Source organism: Streptomyces sp. NPDC090119 (assembly GCF_044747085.1).
Classification (GTDB): Bacteria; Actinomycetota; Actinomycetes; order Streptomycetales; family Streptomycetaceae; genus Streptomyces.
Genome location: NZ_JBIVDK010000002.1, coordinates 200,982 through 217,262, shown reverse-complemented (window position 1 = coordinate 217,262; position 16,281 = coordinate 200,982). Strand labels below are relative to the sequence as shown.

General features: G+C 72.5%; 10 protein-coding genes. 6 read left to right on the top strand and 4 right to left on the bottom strand.

What is annotated here, in order from left to right; genetic code table 11:
* Positions 1 to 7: 7 nt before the first annotated feature.
* Both ACIPPM_RS08320 and ACIPPM_RS08315 read right to left on the bottom strand, forming a co-directional pair.
* Positions 8 to 1,120, bottom strand: coding sequence for an ADP-ribosylglycohydrolase family protein (locus ACIPPM_RS08320; RefSeq protein ID WP_401444631.1), 1,113 nt, complete (start codon positions 1,118 to 1,120; stop codon positions 8 to 10).
* Positions 1,117 to 2,304, bottom strand: a complete 1,188-nt coding sequence (locus tag ACIPPM_RS08315; protein ID WP_401444628.1) for an ADP-ribosylglycohydrolase family protein — start codon at positions 2,302 to 2,304, stop codon at positions 1,117 to 1,119. Before ACIPPM_RS08315 ends, ACIPPM_RS08320 begins: the two co-directional genes overlap by 4 nt.
* Positions 2,305 to 2,567: 263 nt before the next feature.
* On the opposite strand from ACIPPM_RS08315, the gene ACIPPM_RS08310 reads away from it, so the two are divergent.
* From ACIPPM_RS08310 to ACIPPM_RS08300, 3 genes are all read left to right on the top strand, one after another.
* Positions 2,568 to 3,299 (top strand): VIT1/CCC1 transporter family protein, encoded by a 732-nt coding sequence (locus ACIPPM_RS08310; RefSeq protein ID WP_401444625.1) that lies wholly within the window; start codon positions 2,568 to 2,570, stop codon positions 3,297 to 3,299.
* Between the two features lie 416 nt (positions 3,300 to 3,715).
* Entirely contained in the window at positions 3,716 to 8,311 is a 4,596-nt protein-coding gene (gene gltB, locus ACIPPM_RS08305) for a glutamate synthase large subunit (RefSeq protein ID WP_401444623.1), read from the top strand.
* A complete protein-coding gene (locus ACIPPM_RS08300; RefSeq protein ID WP_401444621.1) occupies positions 8,304 to 9,767 on the top strand; it encodes a glutamate synthase subunit beta in 1,464 nt (487 codons plus the stop codon). The genes gltB and ACIPPM_RS08300 overlap by 8 nt, the downstream gene beginning before the upstream one ends.
* A 100-nt stretch (positions 9,768 to 9,867) precedes the next feature.
* Here ACIPPM_RS08300 and ACIPPM_RS08295 read toward each other — a convergent pair whose 3' ends face one another.
* The gene (locus ACIPPM_RS08295; RefSeq protein WP_401444618.1) at positions 9,868 to 10,785 is read right to left on the bottom strand and encodes a rhomboid family intramembrane serine protease; all 918 of its coding nucleotides are present in this window, start codon (positions 10,783 to 10,785) and stop codon (positions 9,868 to 9,870) included.
* A 246-nt stretch (positions 10,786 to 11,031) separates the two neighbouring features.
* Here ACIPPM_RS08295 and ACIPPM_RS08290 point away from each other — a divergent pair, with 246 nt between their 5' ends.
* Positions 11,032 to 12,243 carry an esterase/lipase family protein gene (locus ACIPPM_RS08290; protein WP_401444615.1) on the top strand — a complete coding sequence of 404 codons (1,212 nt, stop codon included), beginning with the start codon at positions 11,032 to 11,034 and terminating at the stop codon, positions 12,241 to 12,243.
* A gap of 24 nt (positions 12,244 to 12,267) precedes the next feature.
* Here ACIPPM_RS08290 and ACIPPM_RS08285 read toward each other — a convergent pair whose 3' ends face one another.
* Entirely contained in the window at positions 12,268 to 13,176 is a 909-nt protein-coding gene (locus ACIPPM_RS08285) for a hypothetical protein (protein ID WP_401446366.1), read from the bottom strand.
* A 95-nt stretch (positions 13,177 to 13,271) separates the two neighbouring features.
* Here ACIPPM_RS08285 and ACIPPM_RS08280 point away from each other — a divergent pair, with 95 nt between their 5' ends.
* Both ACIPPM_RS08280 and pepN read left to right on the top strand, forming a co-directional pair.
* A complete protein-coding gene (locus ACIPPM_RS08280) occupies positions 13,272 to 13,610 on the top strand; it encodes a chorismate mutase (protein WP_388992228.1) in 339 nt (112 codons plus the stop codon).
* Positions 13,611 to 13,699: 89 nt separating this feature from the next.
* Positions 13,700 to 16,180: an aminopeptidase N gene (pepN, locus tag ACIPPM_RS08275; RefSeq protein ID WP_401444611.1), complete on the top strand. Its 2,481-nt coding sequence runs from the start codon at positions 13,700 to 13,702 to the stop codon at positions 16,178 to 16,180.
* Positions 16,181 to 16,281 lie beyond the last annotated feature (101 nt).

The following is a 16,281-nucleotide window of genomic DNA, read 5'->3' as shown; positions in this document are numbered from 1 at the left end:
GCGCGCATCATCCCCCTGGCCGGGTCCGTTGGGCCGCTTCCAGCAGCCCGGCGAGTTCCACCAGATCGGTGCCGGTCAGCCGGGGCAGCGCACAGCCGGAGAGGGTCCGGCAGGAACGCCGCCACGCCTCCGGCACGCACTCCCCGCCGCCCAGCGCGCCGCAGAGCGCCCCGGCGAGCGCGGGCGCGGAGTCGGCGACCCGGGACAGACAGGCGGCCGCGGGCACCGCCTCGGCGATCCGCCCGGCGGCCGCGAGGGTCAGCGCGAGGGCCACCGGGACGGTCTCGGCGGCGGCGATGCCATAGCTGTACACGTGATCCACGATCTGGTGCTCCAGCAGCGGGACCAGGGCGAACGCGGTGTCGGTGTCGGTCACCAGGGCCAGCGCGTGCCGGGCGTTGCGGCCGATCTCGGTGCCCTCGGGCAGCTCGTCCAGCGCGGCCGCCACACACGCGTTCGCGCCCGCGCCGGACAGCGCGGTGGCCACCGCCGCCGCCATGGCCCGCGCGCCGTGCACCCCGTCGCCGTCCTGGGTGTAGCGGGCGTCGAACTCCGCCAGGTCCGCCGCGCGGGCCGGGTCGCCGGGGTGGGCGACGGCCAGCACACAGGCGCGTACGCAGGCCGCGTCGTCGAAGTAGTGCGGGTTGTCATGGCCGGTGGCGGGCGGGCGGAGTCCGGCCGCGAGGTTGCCGAGGCCCGCGCGGACCGAGATGCGGGCGCGCAGCGGGAGTACGGCCGACTCGATCTCCGGCGCCCGCTCGGCCGCCGCGGCGACCTCGGAGGCCACGGCGGTCCAGGTCAGGTCGATCGCGGCACGCATCCGGCGGTCCCGGCTGAGGTCGCCCAGGACGTCGTCCCCGGCCCGCAGCACCGCCTCCGCCGCGAACGCCGCCCACTCCGCGTCGTCGGAGGGGCCGAGCCGCAGCGGTTCCGGGGGCTGGTTCAGCGCGATGGGCACCGGCAGCGTGGTGGTCGCGTTCTGCTCCGCGAAGGTGTCCAGCTCGCGGGTCAGCCGCCGCGTCCACTCCGGCATCCGGGCCGCCCGGTGCCGTGCGGCGGGCCAGCCCGCCGCGTCCCCGGCGGCCAGCCCCAGCAGCAGCCCCTCGATCCGCCGGGTCACGACCGGGCCTCCGGGTCGGTGTCCCGCACGGCCGGCGGGAGCGGGAACGGTGTCTCCGCGGCCGTGCCCGTCAGGGTGAGCGGCGGCTCCCCGGCCGCCATCGCGGCGGGCCCCGGCTCCCTCCCGAGCGCCAGCCGCACCCCCTCCGGCAGCAGGTCCGGCAGGACCACCCCCTCGCCCCACTTGCCGCCCTCCTCCGGTGTCAGGAGTTCGGCCACGTCGAGGATGTGGTGGCCCGACATGGCGGGCAGACACCTGCCGCGGGCCGGACCAATGGCCGCGGCCCATATGGCGGGGATCGCGGCGATTCCGACGGTGGCGCCCGCCAGGGCGCCCGCGACCGCCGCCGTGGTGTCGGCGTCCCGGCCCATGTTGACGGCCGTCAGCACCGCCTCCCGGAAGTCGCCGTCGGCCGCCGCGTACGCCCCGAAGGCGAGGGCGACCGCCTCGGGGGCCAGGTCGGTCCAGGGGTAGCCGCCGATGACCACCGCGGAACGGACCGCGCGTTCACCCCGGTGGGCGACGGCGACCGCGCGGCGCAGCGAGCGGGCGGTCCAGGAGTCGTCCGGTACGACGGCGAGGGCGGCCGCGATCACCACGGCCGGTTCCGCGCCCGCCATCGCGGCGGCCACCCCGGCGGCGACCGCCTGGCCGCCGTAGATGCCCTCGCCCTCGTGGCTGACCGAGCCGTCGATCGCCACCAGCCGGGCCGCCTCCGCGGGCCGCCCCGCCGCGAACACCCCGAACGGCGCCGCCCGCATCGCCAGCCCGTCGCTCCAGGCGTGCCGGTGCTGGGCGGAGATGGGCGCCGCCAGCCCCCGGCGCAGGTTCTCCAGCGTGCCCCGCTCGCTGAACCCCGCGCCCCGGAAGGGACCCTCGGCCCGGTCCGCGATCCACTGGTGCCAGGCCACCTCCACATGCGCCGGGGTGAGCGCGGAGCCGTGCCGGGCCAGCAGCAGCCCGGAGAAGATCGCGTACTCGGTGTCGTCCGTGCCGCACGGCCGGTCGGTGACGTACCCGGTGATGCGGCCCCAGCGGGCGCGGATCTCGGAGGGCTTCAGGTTCTCGGCGGGGGCGCCCAGCGCGTCGCCCACGGCCAGGCCGAGCAGCGCGCCGCGCGCCCGGTCACGGAGTCCGGGTCCGGCGGGGACGGGCAGCGGGGAAGCGGGTGCGTGCGACTCCATGGGCGGGACCCTCCTTCGCCAGGACCGCGTGGCCCTTTGCGGATGTGTCCCACCCGAGGGGCGGCGCCCTAGCCTCCGGGCCCCCGCCATCACCCGCTCGGTACCGGGAAATCTCCGGCACGGGCGTCTGAACAGGGAAGTAGCAGCGGGTTAGCTCAGCCTCGCCTTGCTGGCGGTGGCGCTCCGATCGCCGTAGATTGAGGGTCTTCGAAAAATAGAATCAGTCCAAAGTTAGCTTTGGCTCAGCTTACCCGGGGGTCCTCATGGCCATCATCGAGACCGAGGCCGCGCTGCACGAGGCGCACCGCGACAACCACACGCACCGCGACGTCAACGGCGGCTGGCTGCGCCCCGCCGTGTTCGGCGCGATGGACGGCCTGGTCTCCAACCTCGCCCTGATGACCGGGGTCGCGGGCGGCTCGGTGGGCCACCAGACGATCGTGATCACCGGCCTCGCCGGGCTCGCGGCCGGTGCCTTCTCGATGGCGGCGGGCGAGTACACCTCCGTCGCCTCGCAGGCCGAACTCGTCCAGGCCGAGCTGGACGTCGAGCGCCGTGAGCTGCGCAAGCACCCGCAGGCCGAGGAGGACGAGCTGGCCGCGCTGTACGCCTCCCGCGGGGTCGAGCCCGCGCTCGCCCGCGAGGTCGCCCGGCAGCTGTCGAAGGACCCCGAGCAGGCCCTGGAGATACACGCCCGGGAAGAACTGGGCATCGACCCCGAGGACCTGCCCTCCCCGCTGACCGCCGCCGTCTCCTCCTTCGGCGCCTTCGCGCTGGGCGCCCTGCTGCCCGTACTGCCCTACCTGCTGGGCGCGACCGCCCTGTGGCCCGCCGTCCTGCTGGCGCTCGCCGGACTGTTCGCCTGCGGCGCCGTGGTGGCCCGGGTGACGGCCCGCAGCTGGTGGTTCAGCGGCCTGCGCCAGCTCGCGTTGGGTGGCGCTGCGGCGGGCGTCACCTTCGCGCTGGGCAGCCTCTTCGGCACAGCTGTGAGCTGAGAGACCCTGGACATATGCCGGGGCACGCATAAATAATTGTTACTCGCGGGTTTCGCACGCTTGAGCGTCGGGCATGAGCCGTAAGCACTGCGGGCAACGGCGCCCGCGGTGCACTCGCGGGACGGGCGACGACGCCTCCCCGCCCCTGGGTCCGACCGGTCACCACCCGTCCGGCCCAGCCGCAGGACCCCGCTCGCAACAGCTGAGAACCCCCGCTTTTCCCGCCGCTCGGAGCGGCGCCCGCCGCACCCCACGGCACCCCGACGCGCCCCCCTGTGGCGTCCGCATGGTGGAACGGAGTATCCGGTTCCCGACAAGCGTTCCATCATGTAACCTGCACGAAATTTTGCACCAGCAGAGGGCCAGCGTCGTCCCTCGGCACCTGTTATATGCCACTGACGACGACGGGAGAGCCGATGCGTACGACGCGCCAGCCGTCCCCGCATTCCGTGACCGACCGAGCCTGGTCCTTCATGGATGCCCGCCCTGCCGCGCAGGGCATGTACGACCCCCGCGACGAGCACGACGCCTGCGGCGTCGGCTTCGTGGCCACCCTCACCGGTGAGGCGAGCCATGCGCTGGTCGAGCAGGCGCTGACCGTCCTGCGCAATCTCGAACACCGCGGCGCGACCGGCTCCGAGCCCGACTCCGGGGACGGCGCGGGCATCCTCTCCCAGGTGCCCGACGCGTTCTTCCGCGAGGTGGCCGGATTCGACCTCCCGGCCGCCGGTTCCTACGCCGTCGGCATCGCCTTCCTGCCCGAGGACGGCACCGCCGAAGTAGTCTCACGGATCGAGACGATCGCCGCCGAGGAGGGCCTCACCGTCCTCGGCTGGCGCGAGGTCCCGGTCGCCCCCGAACTGCTCGGCGCGACCGCCCGCTCGACCATGCCGGCCTTCCGCCAGCTCTTCGTGGCCGACGGAAACAGCGAGGGCATCGCGCTGGACCGCAAGGCGTTCGTGGTGCGCAAGCGCGCCGAGCGGGAGGCCGGGGTCTACTTCCCGTCCCTGTCCGCCCGGACGATCGTCTACAAGGGCATGCTGACCACCGGCCAGCTCGAGCCCTTCTTCCCGGACCTGTCCGACCGCCGCTTCGCCTCCGCGATCGCGCTGGTGCACTCCCGCTTCTCCACGAACACCTTCCCGTCGTGGCCGCTGGCGCACCCGTACCGCTTCGTCGCCCACAACGGTGAGATCAACACCGTCAAGGGCAACCGCAACTGGATGCGCGCCCGCGAGTCCCAGCTCGGCTCCGACCTGTTCGGCACCGACGACAACCTCGCCCGCACCTTCCCCGTCTGTACGCCGGACGCCTCCGACTCGGCGTCCTTCGACGAGGTGCTGGAACTGCTCCACCTCGGCGGCCGTTCGCTGCCGCACGCGGTGCTGATGATGATCCCGGAGGCGTGGGAGAACCACGACTCCATGGACCCGGCCCGGCGCGCCTTCTACCAGTTCCACTCCACGATGATGGAGCCCTGGGACGGCCCCGCCTGCGTCACCTTCACCGACGGCACCCAGGTCGGCGCCGTGCTCGACCGCAACGGCCTGCGCCCCGGCCGCTACTGGGTCACCGACGACGGCCTGGTCGTCCTCGGCTCCGAGGTCGGCGTCCTCGACATCGACCCCGCCCGCGTGGTCCGCAAGGGCCGCCTGCAGCCCGGCCGGATGTTCCTCGTGGACACCGCCGAGCACCGCATCATCGAGGACGACGAGATCAAGGCGCAGCTCGCCACCGAGCAGCCCTACAGCGACTGGATGGAGACGGGCGAGATCGAGCTGGGCGACCTGCCCGAGCGCGAGCACATCGTCCACACCCACGCCTCCGTCACCCGCCGCCAGCAGACCTTCGGCTACACCGAGGAAGAGCTGCGGATCATCCTCGCCCCGATGGCCAAGGCAGGCGCCGAGCCCATCGGCTCCATGGGCACCGACAGCCCCATCGCGGTGCTCTCCGAGCGCCCCCGGCTGCTCTTCGACTACTTCACCCAGCTCTTCGCCCAGGTCACCAACCCGCCGCTGGACGCCATCCGCGAGGAACTGGTCACCTCCCTGCGCAGCTCGCTGGGCCCCCAGGGCAACCTGCTCGACCCGAGCGCCGCCTCCTGCCGCTCCGTCCTGCTGCCCTTCCCGGTCATCGACAACGACGAGCTGGCCAAGCTCATCCACATCAACGCCGACGGCGACATGCCCGGCTTCAAGGCGGCCACCCTCTCCGGCCTCTACCGGGTCTCCGGCGGCGGCGACTCCCTCGCCGCCCGCATCGAGGAGATCTGCGCCGAGGCCGACGCCGCCATCGACAACGGCGCCCGGCTCATCGTGCTCTCCGACCGGCACTCCGACGCCGAGCACGCCCCGATCCCCTCGCTGCTGCTCACCGCGGCCGTCCACCACCACCTCATCCGCACCAAGGAGCGCACCCATGTGGGCCTCCTGGTCGAGGCCGGAGACGTCCGCGAGGTCCACCACGTCGCCCTGCTGATCGGGTTCGGCGCCGCCGCGGTCAACCCGTACCTGGCGATGGAGTCCGTCGAGGACCTGGTCCGTGCGGGCACCTTCCTGCCCGGCATGGAGCCCGAGACGGCCATCCGCAACCTGATCTACGCCCTCGGCAAGGGCGTGCTGAAGGTGATGTCCAAGATGGGCATCTCCACCGTCGCCTCCTACCGCGGCGCCCAGGTCTTCGAGGCCGTCGGCCTGGACGACGCCTTCGTGGCCAAGTACTTCGACGGCACCACCTCCAAGATCGGCGGCGTCGGCATCGACGTCATCGCCCGCGAGGTCGGCGCCCGGCACGCCAAGGCGTACCCGGCCAGCGGCATCGCGCCCGCGCACCGCACCCTCGACATCGGCGGCGAGTACCAGTGGCGCCGCGAGGGCGAGCCGCACCTGTTCGACCCGGAGACGGTCTTCCGCCTCCAGCACTCCACCCGCAGCGGCAGCTACGACATCTTCAAGAAGTACACCGACCGGGTGAACGAGCAGTCCGAGCGTTTGATGACGCTGCGCGGCCTGTTCGGCTTCGGCTCCGGCCGCGCCCCGATCCCGGTGGACGAGGTCGAACCGGTCTCCGAGATCGTCAAGCGCTTCTCCACCGGCGCCATGTCGTACGGCTCCATCTCCCAGGAGGCGCACGAGACCCTCGCCATCGCCATGAACCAGCTGGGCGGCAAGTCCAACACCGGTGAGGGCGGCGAGGACCCGGAGCGGCTGTACGACCCGGCCCGGCGCAGCGCCATCAAGCAGGTCGCCTCCGGCCGCTTCGGCGTCACCTCCGAGTACCTGGTCAACGCCGACGACATCCAGATCAAGATGGCCCAGGGCGCCAAGCCCGGCGAGGGCGGCCAGCTCCCCGGCCACAAGGTGTACCCGTGGGTGGCCAAGACCCGGCACTCCACGCCCGGTGTCGGCCTGATCTCCCCGCCGCCGCACCACGACATCTACTCCATCGAGGATCTCGCCCAGCTGATCCACGACCTGAAGAACGCCAACCCCGCCGCCCGCATCCACGTGAAGCTGGTCTCCGAGGTCGGCGTCGGCACGGTCGCGGCCGGGGTGTCCAAGGCGCACGCCGACGTGGTGCTGGTCTCCGGCCACGACGGCGGCACCGGCGCCTCCCCGCTCACCTCGCTCAAGCACGCGGGCGGCCCCTGGGAGCTGGGCCTCGCCGAGACCCAGCAGACCCTGCTGCTCAACGGGCTGCGGGACCGGATCGTCGTCCAGACCGACGGCCAGCTCAAGACCGGCCGGGACGTGGTCATCGCCGCGCTGCTCGGCGCCGAGGAGTTCGGCTTCGCCACCGCGCCCCTGGTGGTCTCCGGCTGCGTGATGATGCGCGTCTGCCACCTGGACACCTGCCCGGTCGGCATCGCCACCCAGAACCCGGTGCTGCGCGAGCGCTTCGAGGGCAAGGCCGAGTACATCGTCAACTTCTTCCGGTTCATCGCCGAAGAGGTCCGCGAACTCCTCGCCGAGCTGGGCTTCCGCTCCATCGAGGAGGCCGTCGGCCACGCCGAGGTGCTCGACGTGGAGCGCGCCGTCGACCACTACAAGGCCCAGGGCCTGGACCTGGAGCCGCTGTTCCACGTGCCCGAGCTGGCCGAGGGCGCGGTCCGCCACCAGGTCGTCTCCCAGGACCACGGGCTGGAGAAGGCGCTCGACAACGAGCTGATCAGGCTCGCCGCCGACGCGCTCGCCGCCACCGACGCCACCGAGGCGCACCCGGTGCGCGCCCAGGTCGCCATCCGCAACATCAACCGCACGGTCGGCACCATGCTCGGCCACGAGGTGACGCGGAAGTTCGGCGGCGCGGGCCTGCCCGACGACACCATCGACATCACCTTCACCGGCTCGGCCGGGCAGTCCTTCGGCGCGTTCCTGCCGCGCGGCGTCACGCTGCGCCTGGAGGGCGACGCCAACGACTACGTCGGCAAGGGCCTCTCCGGCGGCCGGATCGTGGTCCGCCCCGACCGGGCCGCCGACCACCTCGCCGAGTACTCCACCATCGCGGGCAACACCATCGGCTACGGCGCCACCGGCGGCGAGCTGTTCCTGCGCGGCCGTACCGGCGAGCGGTTCTGCGTCCGCAACTCCGGGGCCCTGGTGGTCTCCGAGGGCGTCGGCGACCACGGCTGCGAGTACATGACCGGCGGTCACGCGGTCGTCCTGGGTGAGACCGGCCGCAACTTCGCGGCGGGCATGTCCGGCGGCATCGCGTACGTCATCGACCTCGACCCGGACAACGTCAACGCGGGCAACGCCGGCGCGGTCGAGCCGCTCGACGACGCCGACCGGACCTGGCTGCACGACGTGGTGCGCCGCCATGCCGAGGAGACCGGGTCCACGGTCGCCGGGAAGCTCCTCGCGGACTGGGACCGGTCCGTCGAGCGCTTCAGCAGGATCATCCCCAGCACGTACAAGGCAGTGCTCGCCGCCAAGGACGCCGCCGAGCGAGCCGGTCTCTCCGAGACCGAGATCACCGAGAAGATGATGGAGGCGGCGACCAATGGCTGATCCCAAGGGCTTTCTGAACCACGGCCGCGAGGTCGCCCGGACCCGTCCCGTCGGCGAGCGCGTCAAGGACTGGAACGAGGTCTACGTCCCCGGCGCCCTGCTGCCGATCATCGGCAAGCAGGCCAGCCGGTGCATGGACTGCGGCATCCCGTTCTGCCACAACGGCTGTCCGCTCGGGAACCTGATCCCGGAGTGGAACGACTACGCCTACCGGCAGGACTGGGCGGCCGCCTCCGAGCGGCTGCACGCGACCAACAACTTCCCCGAGTTCACCGGGCGGCTCTGCCCCGCGCCCTGTGAGTCGGCCTGTGTGCTCGGCATCAACCAGCAGCCGGTCACCATCAAGAACGTCGAGGTCTCGATCATCGACCAGGCGTGGGAGACCGGGGACGTCGCCCCGCGCATCCCCGAGCGCCTCTCCGGCAAGACGGTCGCCGTCATCGGCTCCGGCCCGGCCGGGCTCGCCGCCGCCCAGCAGCTCACCCGCGCCGGTCACACGGTCGCCGTCTACGAGCGCGCCGACCGCGTCGGCGGCCTGCTGCGGTACGGCATCCCCGAGTTCAAGATGGAGAAGCGGCACATCAACCGCCGTATCGAGCAGATGCGCGCGGAGGGCACCCGGTTCCGCACCGGCGTGGAGATCGGCCGCGACCTCAAGGCCGGTGACCTGAAGAAGCGGTACGACGCGGTCGTCATCGCCGCCGGGTCCACCACCGCCCGCGATCTGCCCGTCCCCGGACGGGAGTTGAACGGCATCCACCAGGCGATGGAGTACCTGCCGCTGTCCAACAAGGTCCAGGAGGGCGACTACGTGGCCCCGCCGATCTCGGCCGAGGGCAAGCACGTCGTCGTCATCGGCGGCGGCGACACCGGCGCCGACTGCGTGGGCACCGCCCACCGCCAGGGCGCGGCCTCCGTCACCCAGCTGGAGATCATGCCCCGCCCCAACGACGAGCGGCACGCCCTGAACCAGCCCTGGCCGACCTTCCCCATGCTGTACAAGGTCACCAGCGCCCACGAGGAGGGCGGCGAGCGGGTCTACGCCGTCTCCACCACCCACTTCGAGGGCGACGAGGACGGCAACGTCCAGGCACTGCACCTGGCCGAGGTCGAGTTCATCGACGGCAAGCTCACCCCGAAGCCGGGCAGCGAGCGGAAGATCCCGGCCCAGCTGGTCACCCTCGCCATGGGCTTCACCGGCACCGACCGGGAGAACGGCTTGGTGGACCAGTTCGGCCTGGAGCTGGACGAGCGGGGCAACATCGCCCGCGACACCGACTTCCAGACCAACGTGCCCGGTGTGTTCGTCGCCGGTGACGCGGGCCGGGGCCAGTCCCTGATCGTGTGGGCCATCGCCGAGGGCCGCTCCGCCGCCCGCGGCGTGGACCGCCACCTCACCGGGGTCAGCGACCTGCCCGCCCCGATCCGCCCCACCGACCGCTCCCTGGCGGTCTGACACCCTCACACCCGGTGTGCCGTACAACGGCGTACGGAACATCAGACGGCGCCTGCCCGACAGTCCCCGACCGGACGCCCGGGCAGGCGCCGCCGCCTTCTCAGCCGGTGCCGCCGGTCAGCGTGGCCACCTTCACGGCGGCGAGGCCCAGCAGCAGGACCAGCAGGCCCGCGCACGCGGCCCACTGGATCAGCGTGCGGCGGTCGCCGCGCGGCGCGTAGGCGAAGGCCAGGCTCACCACGGCGCCCGCCAGCAGGCCGCCGAGGTGACCCTGCCAGGACGTCGCGAAGGCCGAGACCACCAGCCAGATCAGCAGCCCCGTCATGTACTGGTTGACCGCCCGCATGTCGTAGCCGAGGCGGCGCCCCATCACCCAGTACGCCGCGCCCAGGCCGAACACCGCGCCCGAGGCGCCCACCGTCGGCGCGTCCGGCGCGATCAGCAGGACCAGGACCGAGCCGCCGAGCGCCGAGAGCAGATACAGCGCGAGATAGCGGGCCCGGCCGAGCTGGGTCTCCACCACCCGGCCGACGTTCACCAGCGCCACCATGTTCAGCGCGATGTGCACCACGCCGATCCCGTCGTCCGGCGGCATGTGCAGGAACGCGCCGGTCAGCAGCCGCTCCCACTGCCCGCCGACCACCCCCTCCGGGCTCAGCGCCGGGTCGTACGGGTACTGCCACAGATAGTGCGCCCCGTCCGGGCCGACCAGGCCCGCGCCCAGCATCCCGAACCGGTCCACGACCGACGGCCGGGCCAGCTCCGCGAGGTAGGCGAGTACGTTCAGCGCCACCAGCACCCAGGTGACCAGCGGAAACGTACTGATCCGGCCGCCGAACGCGGTCCGCGCCTGCCGTATCGAACGGGCGCCCTCCCGTACGCACTCCACGCACTGGTGGCCGACCGACGCCTCCCGCATGCAGTCCGGGCAGATGTAGCGCTCGCAGCGGGTGCAGCGGACGTGCGACTCCACCTTGGGATGACGGAAGCACGTGGTCACGGCGGACTCGGCGGTCACGGCCGGCTCCTTCGGAAAAAGGGTTTCGGGACGACCCGGTGGGGACGGCGGCGAACAAAGTATCGGATCACCGGGGGAGGGGGATGGCCGAGGCTGTGATCACCTGATTTCCCGACGTCACGTCACCGTCCCGCCCCTGCCGCACTCTTAGGAATGAACCCCCCGGTGAGGTTCCCCTCGCAGGTCAGAGGGGCGTGCTGATGATGTTCCGACCATCGCGCCCGCGTGGTTCGGAAGGAGACGGCCATGTCCGAGCAGAACGAGCAGGCGGAGCAGAGCGTCGGGGAGTTCACCCTCGCCGGTCCGCTGACCACCGCGCCCCCGGCCGGGTACACCGCGCCCGAGCCCGACGAGAAGTGGTCCCTGCCCGGCGGCTTCGCCCACGTCCACTACGGCCAGGGCAACCGGGGCATCGTCCGGCCCGTCGTCATGGCCGACGGCTTCAACCTCGGCAAGAGCGACCTCGCCTGGCTGTACGCGGGTCTCGACAGCAGCTACCCGCTCCTGACCGAGCTGCGCCGCCGGGGCCGCGACGTCATCCTGGTCGGCTTCGACGAGCGCAGTGCCTCCATCCTCGACAACGCCCGGACCGCGACCGCCGCCATCCACCGGGCCGTCGCCGAACGGCTGGGCGGCACCCGCCTCACCGTCGGCGGCTTCAGCATGGGCGGCCTGGTCACCCGGTACGCGCTGGCCCTGATGGAGACACAGCGCACGGACCACCAGACCGGCATGTACTTCTCCTGGGACACCCCGCACCGCGGCGCCTACATCCCCATCGGCCTCCAGGCGTTCGCGCACTTCATCCCGGTGCCCAACGACTTCGCCCGGCAGATGACCAGCCCGGCCGCCCGGCAGATGCTCTGGCGCCACTACGACCCGATGACCGGCCAGAACGGCATCGCCCCCGAGCGCCGCGAGTTCCTGGAGCATCTGACCCGCGTCGGCGGATGGCCGCGCATCCCGCGCCTGCTGGCCCTCGCCAACGGCCGCGGCGACGGCACCGGCATCGCCGTCCCGCCCGGCGAGACCGTGCTGAAGTCGGAGCGGGTCTACCCCGGCACCACCTTCTACGCCCAGGCCCAGGGCCGCGAGGTCACCGTCGCCGAGCTGAAGCGCCGCTTCCCCGAGTCGAAGAAGACGATCACCACCGGCGACCTCCCCGAGATGGACGGCGCCCCCGGCGGCACCCTCCGCTCCTACGGCATCCTCGCCGACGCGCTGAAGAAGGCCGGCGCCCAGGTCGACCTGCGGCACCCCGAGGTCTGCTTCGTGCCCACGGTCAGCGCGGTCGCCCTCCGCGACCTGGACCAGCAGAAGGACCTCTACGCGAACCTGGACGACATCGCCCCGGACGAGAGCGAGGTCGACGACTACCTGTGGTCCGCCACCACGACCCCGCACACGGCCGTCACCGAGGAACTCGCCACCTGGCTGATCGACCGCCTCCCCGACTGACCCGGCCCGGACCGCCCCGGCCCCCTAGGTGTCGCACTCCAGCACCGTCCGGCACAGCCCACAGCGGACCTTGACCGCGCCCCGCACCGGCACCCGGATGCGCTGATGGCACACCGGGCAGGGGAACGACACCTTCAGCCCGGCCCCGTCGGGGGTGAACTCGTAGGGGGAACCCGGACGGGGCCGGGCCGAGTGGTGCCGGTCCTCGCCGTGCCGGGCGGTGTCGCGCCGGTCGTGGGCGTACCGGCGCCGCTCCGCCCAGCCCGCCCCGCTCAGCGGCGCCCGCCGCTCGTCCGCCCGCGCCCGGTCCCGCCCCGCTACGTACGCCGTGTACGCCTGCGGGCTGGTGAACCACACCGCCGGGTCCTCCCCGAACACCGCGGCCCGCTTCGCCAGGACCCAGCCGAACTCCTCCGGGGTGAGATAGCCCAGCTTCTGCGACGCCTCGCCGTGCTCCCGGTACGCGTCCAGCAGCAGCCAGCCCGCGCCGAGATACGTGGTCACCGTGTCGGTGAGGATCTCGTTCTCCGCCGTCGTAGGGAACTCCAGGCCCAGCCGGTGCAGATACACATGGGCCACCTCGTGCGCGAGGGCCGCGCCGATGTCCTGCCGATGGGTGCGGAAACGGTCGTTCAGCTCCACGAAGTACTCCGGGCCCGCCGCCAGTTCCACATCGGCCGCGTGCGTCATCTCCCGGAAGCAGACGATCAGCCGCGCGTCCGGCAGCCGGAAGTGCCGCACCAGCTCCCGCGCCACCCGCTGCGCGCCCAGATGCAGATCGTCGCCGTCGCCGAACGCCACGTCGGCCGGGGCCACGCTCGCCGCGAAGGTCCGCAGCCCCTCGTACGACAGCCGCCGGTACAGCGCCGTGACCGCCGACCGCACCGTCTCCAGATGCGGGAAGCCGTGCTCCACCGGTCCGCCTGCCGCCACGCCCGCACCCCCGAAGGTCGCCCGGAACACCCCCTCCCACTGTAGGACCGCCCACCGCCACCGCACCCCGCCCGCGACCCGTAGGGTGGACCCCCATGACCATCAGCAACACCGGCACCGGTGACGTCGACCCCGAGGCCCGCGAGGAACTGGAGCGGCTGCGGGCCAGCATCGACAACATCGACGCGGCCGTAGTCCACATGCTGGCCGAACGCTTCAAGGCCACCCAGCAGGTCGGCCGCCTCAAGGCCCGCCACCACCTGCCGCCCGCCGACCCCGGCCGCGAGGCCCGCCAGATCGAGCGGCTGCGCAGCCTCGCCGAGGACGCCCGCCTCGACCCCGCCTTCGCCGAGAAGTTCCTGAACTTCATCGTCGCCGAGGTGATCCGGCACCACGAACGCATCGCCGAGGACACCGCCCGCACCCGCCCCTGACCGGGGTGAGCCGGGCGCACCGCCGGACATAAGCCGCGTACCGAATCCGCCCCTGTCCGCTGCCGGGGCGATCGGGCAGCATGGCATCCATGTCCGTACTGACGCGCGACGAAGCGCACGCCCGAGCAGAGTTCCTCGACGTCCACCGCTACACCGTCGATCTCGACCTCACCACCGGTGACGAGACCTTCGGCTCCCGTACCGCGGTCCGGTTCACCGCGCGTACGGACGGGGACACCTTCGTCGAGCTGAAGCCCGCCGAGCTGCGCGCCGTCACCCTCGACGGACAGCCCCTGGACACCGGAACCCTCGACGGCAACCGGCTGCCGCTGAAGAACCTCACCGCTGGCGAGCACGAACTCACCGTCGACGCGGCCATGCGCTACTCCCGCACCGGCGAGGGCATGCACCGCTTCACCGACCCCACCGACGGCGAGACCTACGTCTACACCCAGCTCTTCCTCGACGACGTCCAGCGCGTCTTCGCCGCCTTCGACCAGCCCGACCTCAAGTCCGTCTTCGACGTCACCGTCACCGCCCCCGACGGCTGGCAGGTGCTCGCCAACGGCATCACCGAGCACCTCGGCGACGGCCGCTGGCGCGCCGCCACCACCCCGCTCATCTCCACCTACCTCGTCGCCGTCGCCGCCGGACCCTGGCACTCCGTACGCACCGAGCACCGCGGCCTGCCCTTCGGCATCCACTGCCGCCGCTCGCTCGCCCCCCACCTCGACGCCGACGCCGACGAGATCCTGGACATCACCCGCGCCCTGTACGACCGGTACCACGAGAAGTTCGAGGAGCCCTACCCCTTCGACTCCTACGACCAGGCGTTCGTCCCCGAGTTCAACGCGGGCGCCATGGAGAACCCCGGACTCGTCACCTTCCGCGACGACTTCGTCTTCCGCTCCGCCGTCACCGACACCGAGCGGCAGACCCGCGCCATGGTCATCGCCCACGAGATGGCCCACATGTGGTTCGGCGACCTCGTCACCCTCAAGTGGTGGGACGACATCTGGCTCAACGAGTCCTTCGCCGAGTACATGGGCTACCAGACCACCCTGGAAGCCACCCGCTTCACCCAGCCCTGGGTCGAGTTCGGCGTCACCCGCAAGTCCTGGGGCTACGACGCCGACCAGCGCCCCTCCACCCACCCCGTCGCCCCCGAGTCCGTCGACGACACCGCCGCCGCCCTCCTCAACTTCGACGGCATCTCCTACGCCAAGGGCGCCTCCGCCCTGCGCCAGCTCGTCGCCTGGCTCGGCGAGAAGGACTTCCTCGCCGGGATCAACGTCCACTTCGCACGGCACCGGTTCGGCAACGCCACCCTCGCCGACTTCATCGACTCCCTCGCCTCCGCCACCGAACGCGACGTACCCGCCTGGGCCGACGCCTGGCTGCGCACCACCGGCGTGGACAAGCTCACCCCCCGCCTCACCACCACCGACGGCACCCGCACCCTCACCGTCGACCACGACGGCAGCCGCCCGCACCGCGTCACCGCCGGACTCTACGACCACGACCTCACCGAAGAGGGCCGCCTCGTCCTGCGCGAACGCGTCGGACTCGACATCCCGCAGACCGCGCCCCAGCCGCTCGGCAAGCGGCCCGCGCTGCTCCTCCTCAACGACGGCGACCTCACCTACGCCAAGGTCCGCTTCGACCCCGAGTCCTTCCAGACCCTGCGCACCAGCCTCTCCGGCCTGCCCGACCCGCTCACCCGCGCCGTCGTCTGGAACGCCCTGCGCGACGCGGTGCGCGACGGCGAACTCCCGCCCGCCGCCTACCTGGAGACCGCCCGCGCCCACCTGCCGCTGGAGACCGACCTCGCCCTCGTCCAGGGCGTCCTGGCCTTCGCAGGCACCCACGTCGCCGACCGCTACCTCACCCCCGAGCAGCGGCCCGCCGCCCTCGCCACCCTCGGCTCCCTCTGCCGCGACCTGCTGCGCCGCACCGAGGACGGCGACAACCCCGGCCTGCGCCTGGTCGCCGTACGGCACTTCATCGACGTCGCCGCGCACCCCGACACCATCGCCGCCTGGCTCGCCGACGGCACCGTGCCCGGCGGACCCGAACTCGACCCCGAGCTGCGCTGGCGCATCCTCGGCCGACTCGCCGTGCTCGGCGCCACCGACGAGGCCGCCATCGCCGCGGAACTGGAGCGCGACCCGTCCGCCAACGGCCAGGAGGGCGCCGCCCGCTGCCGCGCCGCACTGCCCGACCCGGAGGCCAAGCGGCGGGCCTGGGACGCGATGTTCGCCACCGACGACCTCTCCAACTACCTCTTCAAGGCCACCGCCCAGGGCTTCTGGCAGCCCGAACAGGCCGACCTCGTCGGTGAGTACGTACCCCGCTACTACGAGGACGCGGTGGCGGTGTCCGCCCGGCGCGGCCCCGCCATCGCCGCTGCGGCCGGTGCCTGGGCCTTCCCGCACCACGCCGTCGACCCCGAGAACCTGGCACTCGGAGAGGCGTGCCTGCGCGACGCCGACCCGGTACCCGCCCTCCGCCGCAGGCTCGCCGACGAACTCGACGACCTGGCACGGGCGTTGCGGGTGCGGGGGGAGTAGCTCCGGCACGCCGGGCGGTGTGGGCCGGGACCACATGTCCCGCGGCCACACCGCCCGGCTGCGACACCCGTGCCACCCCCACACACTGTTCCAACGCGTTT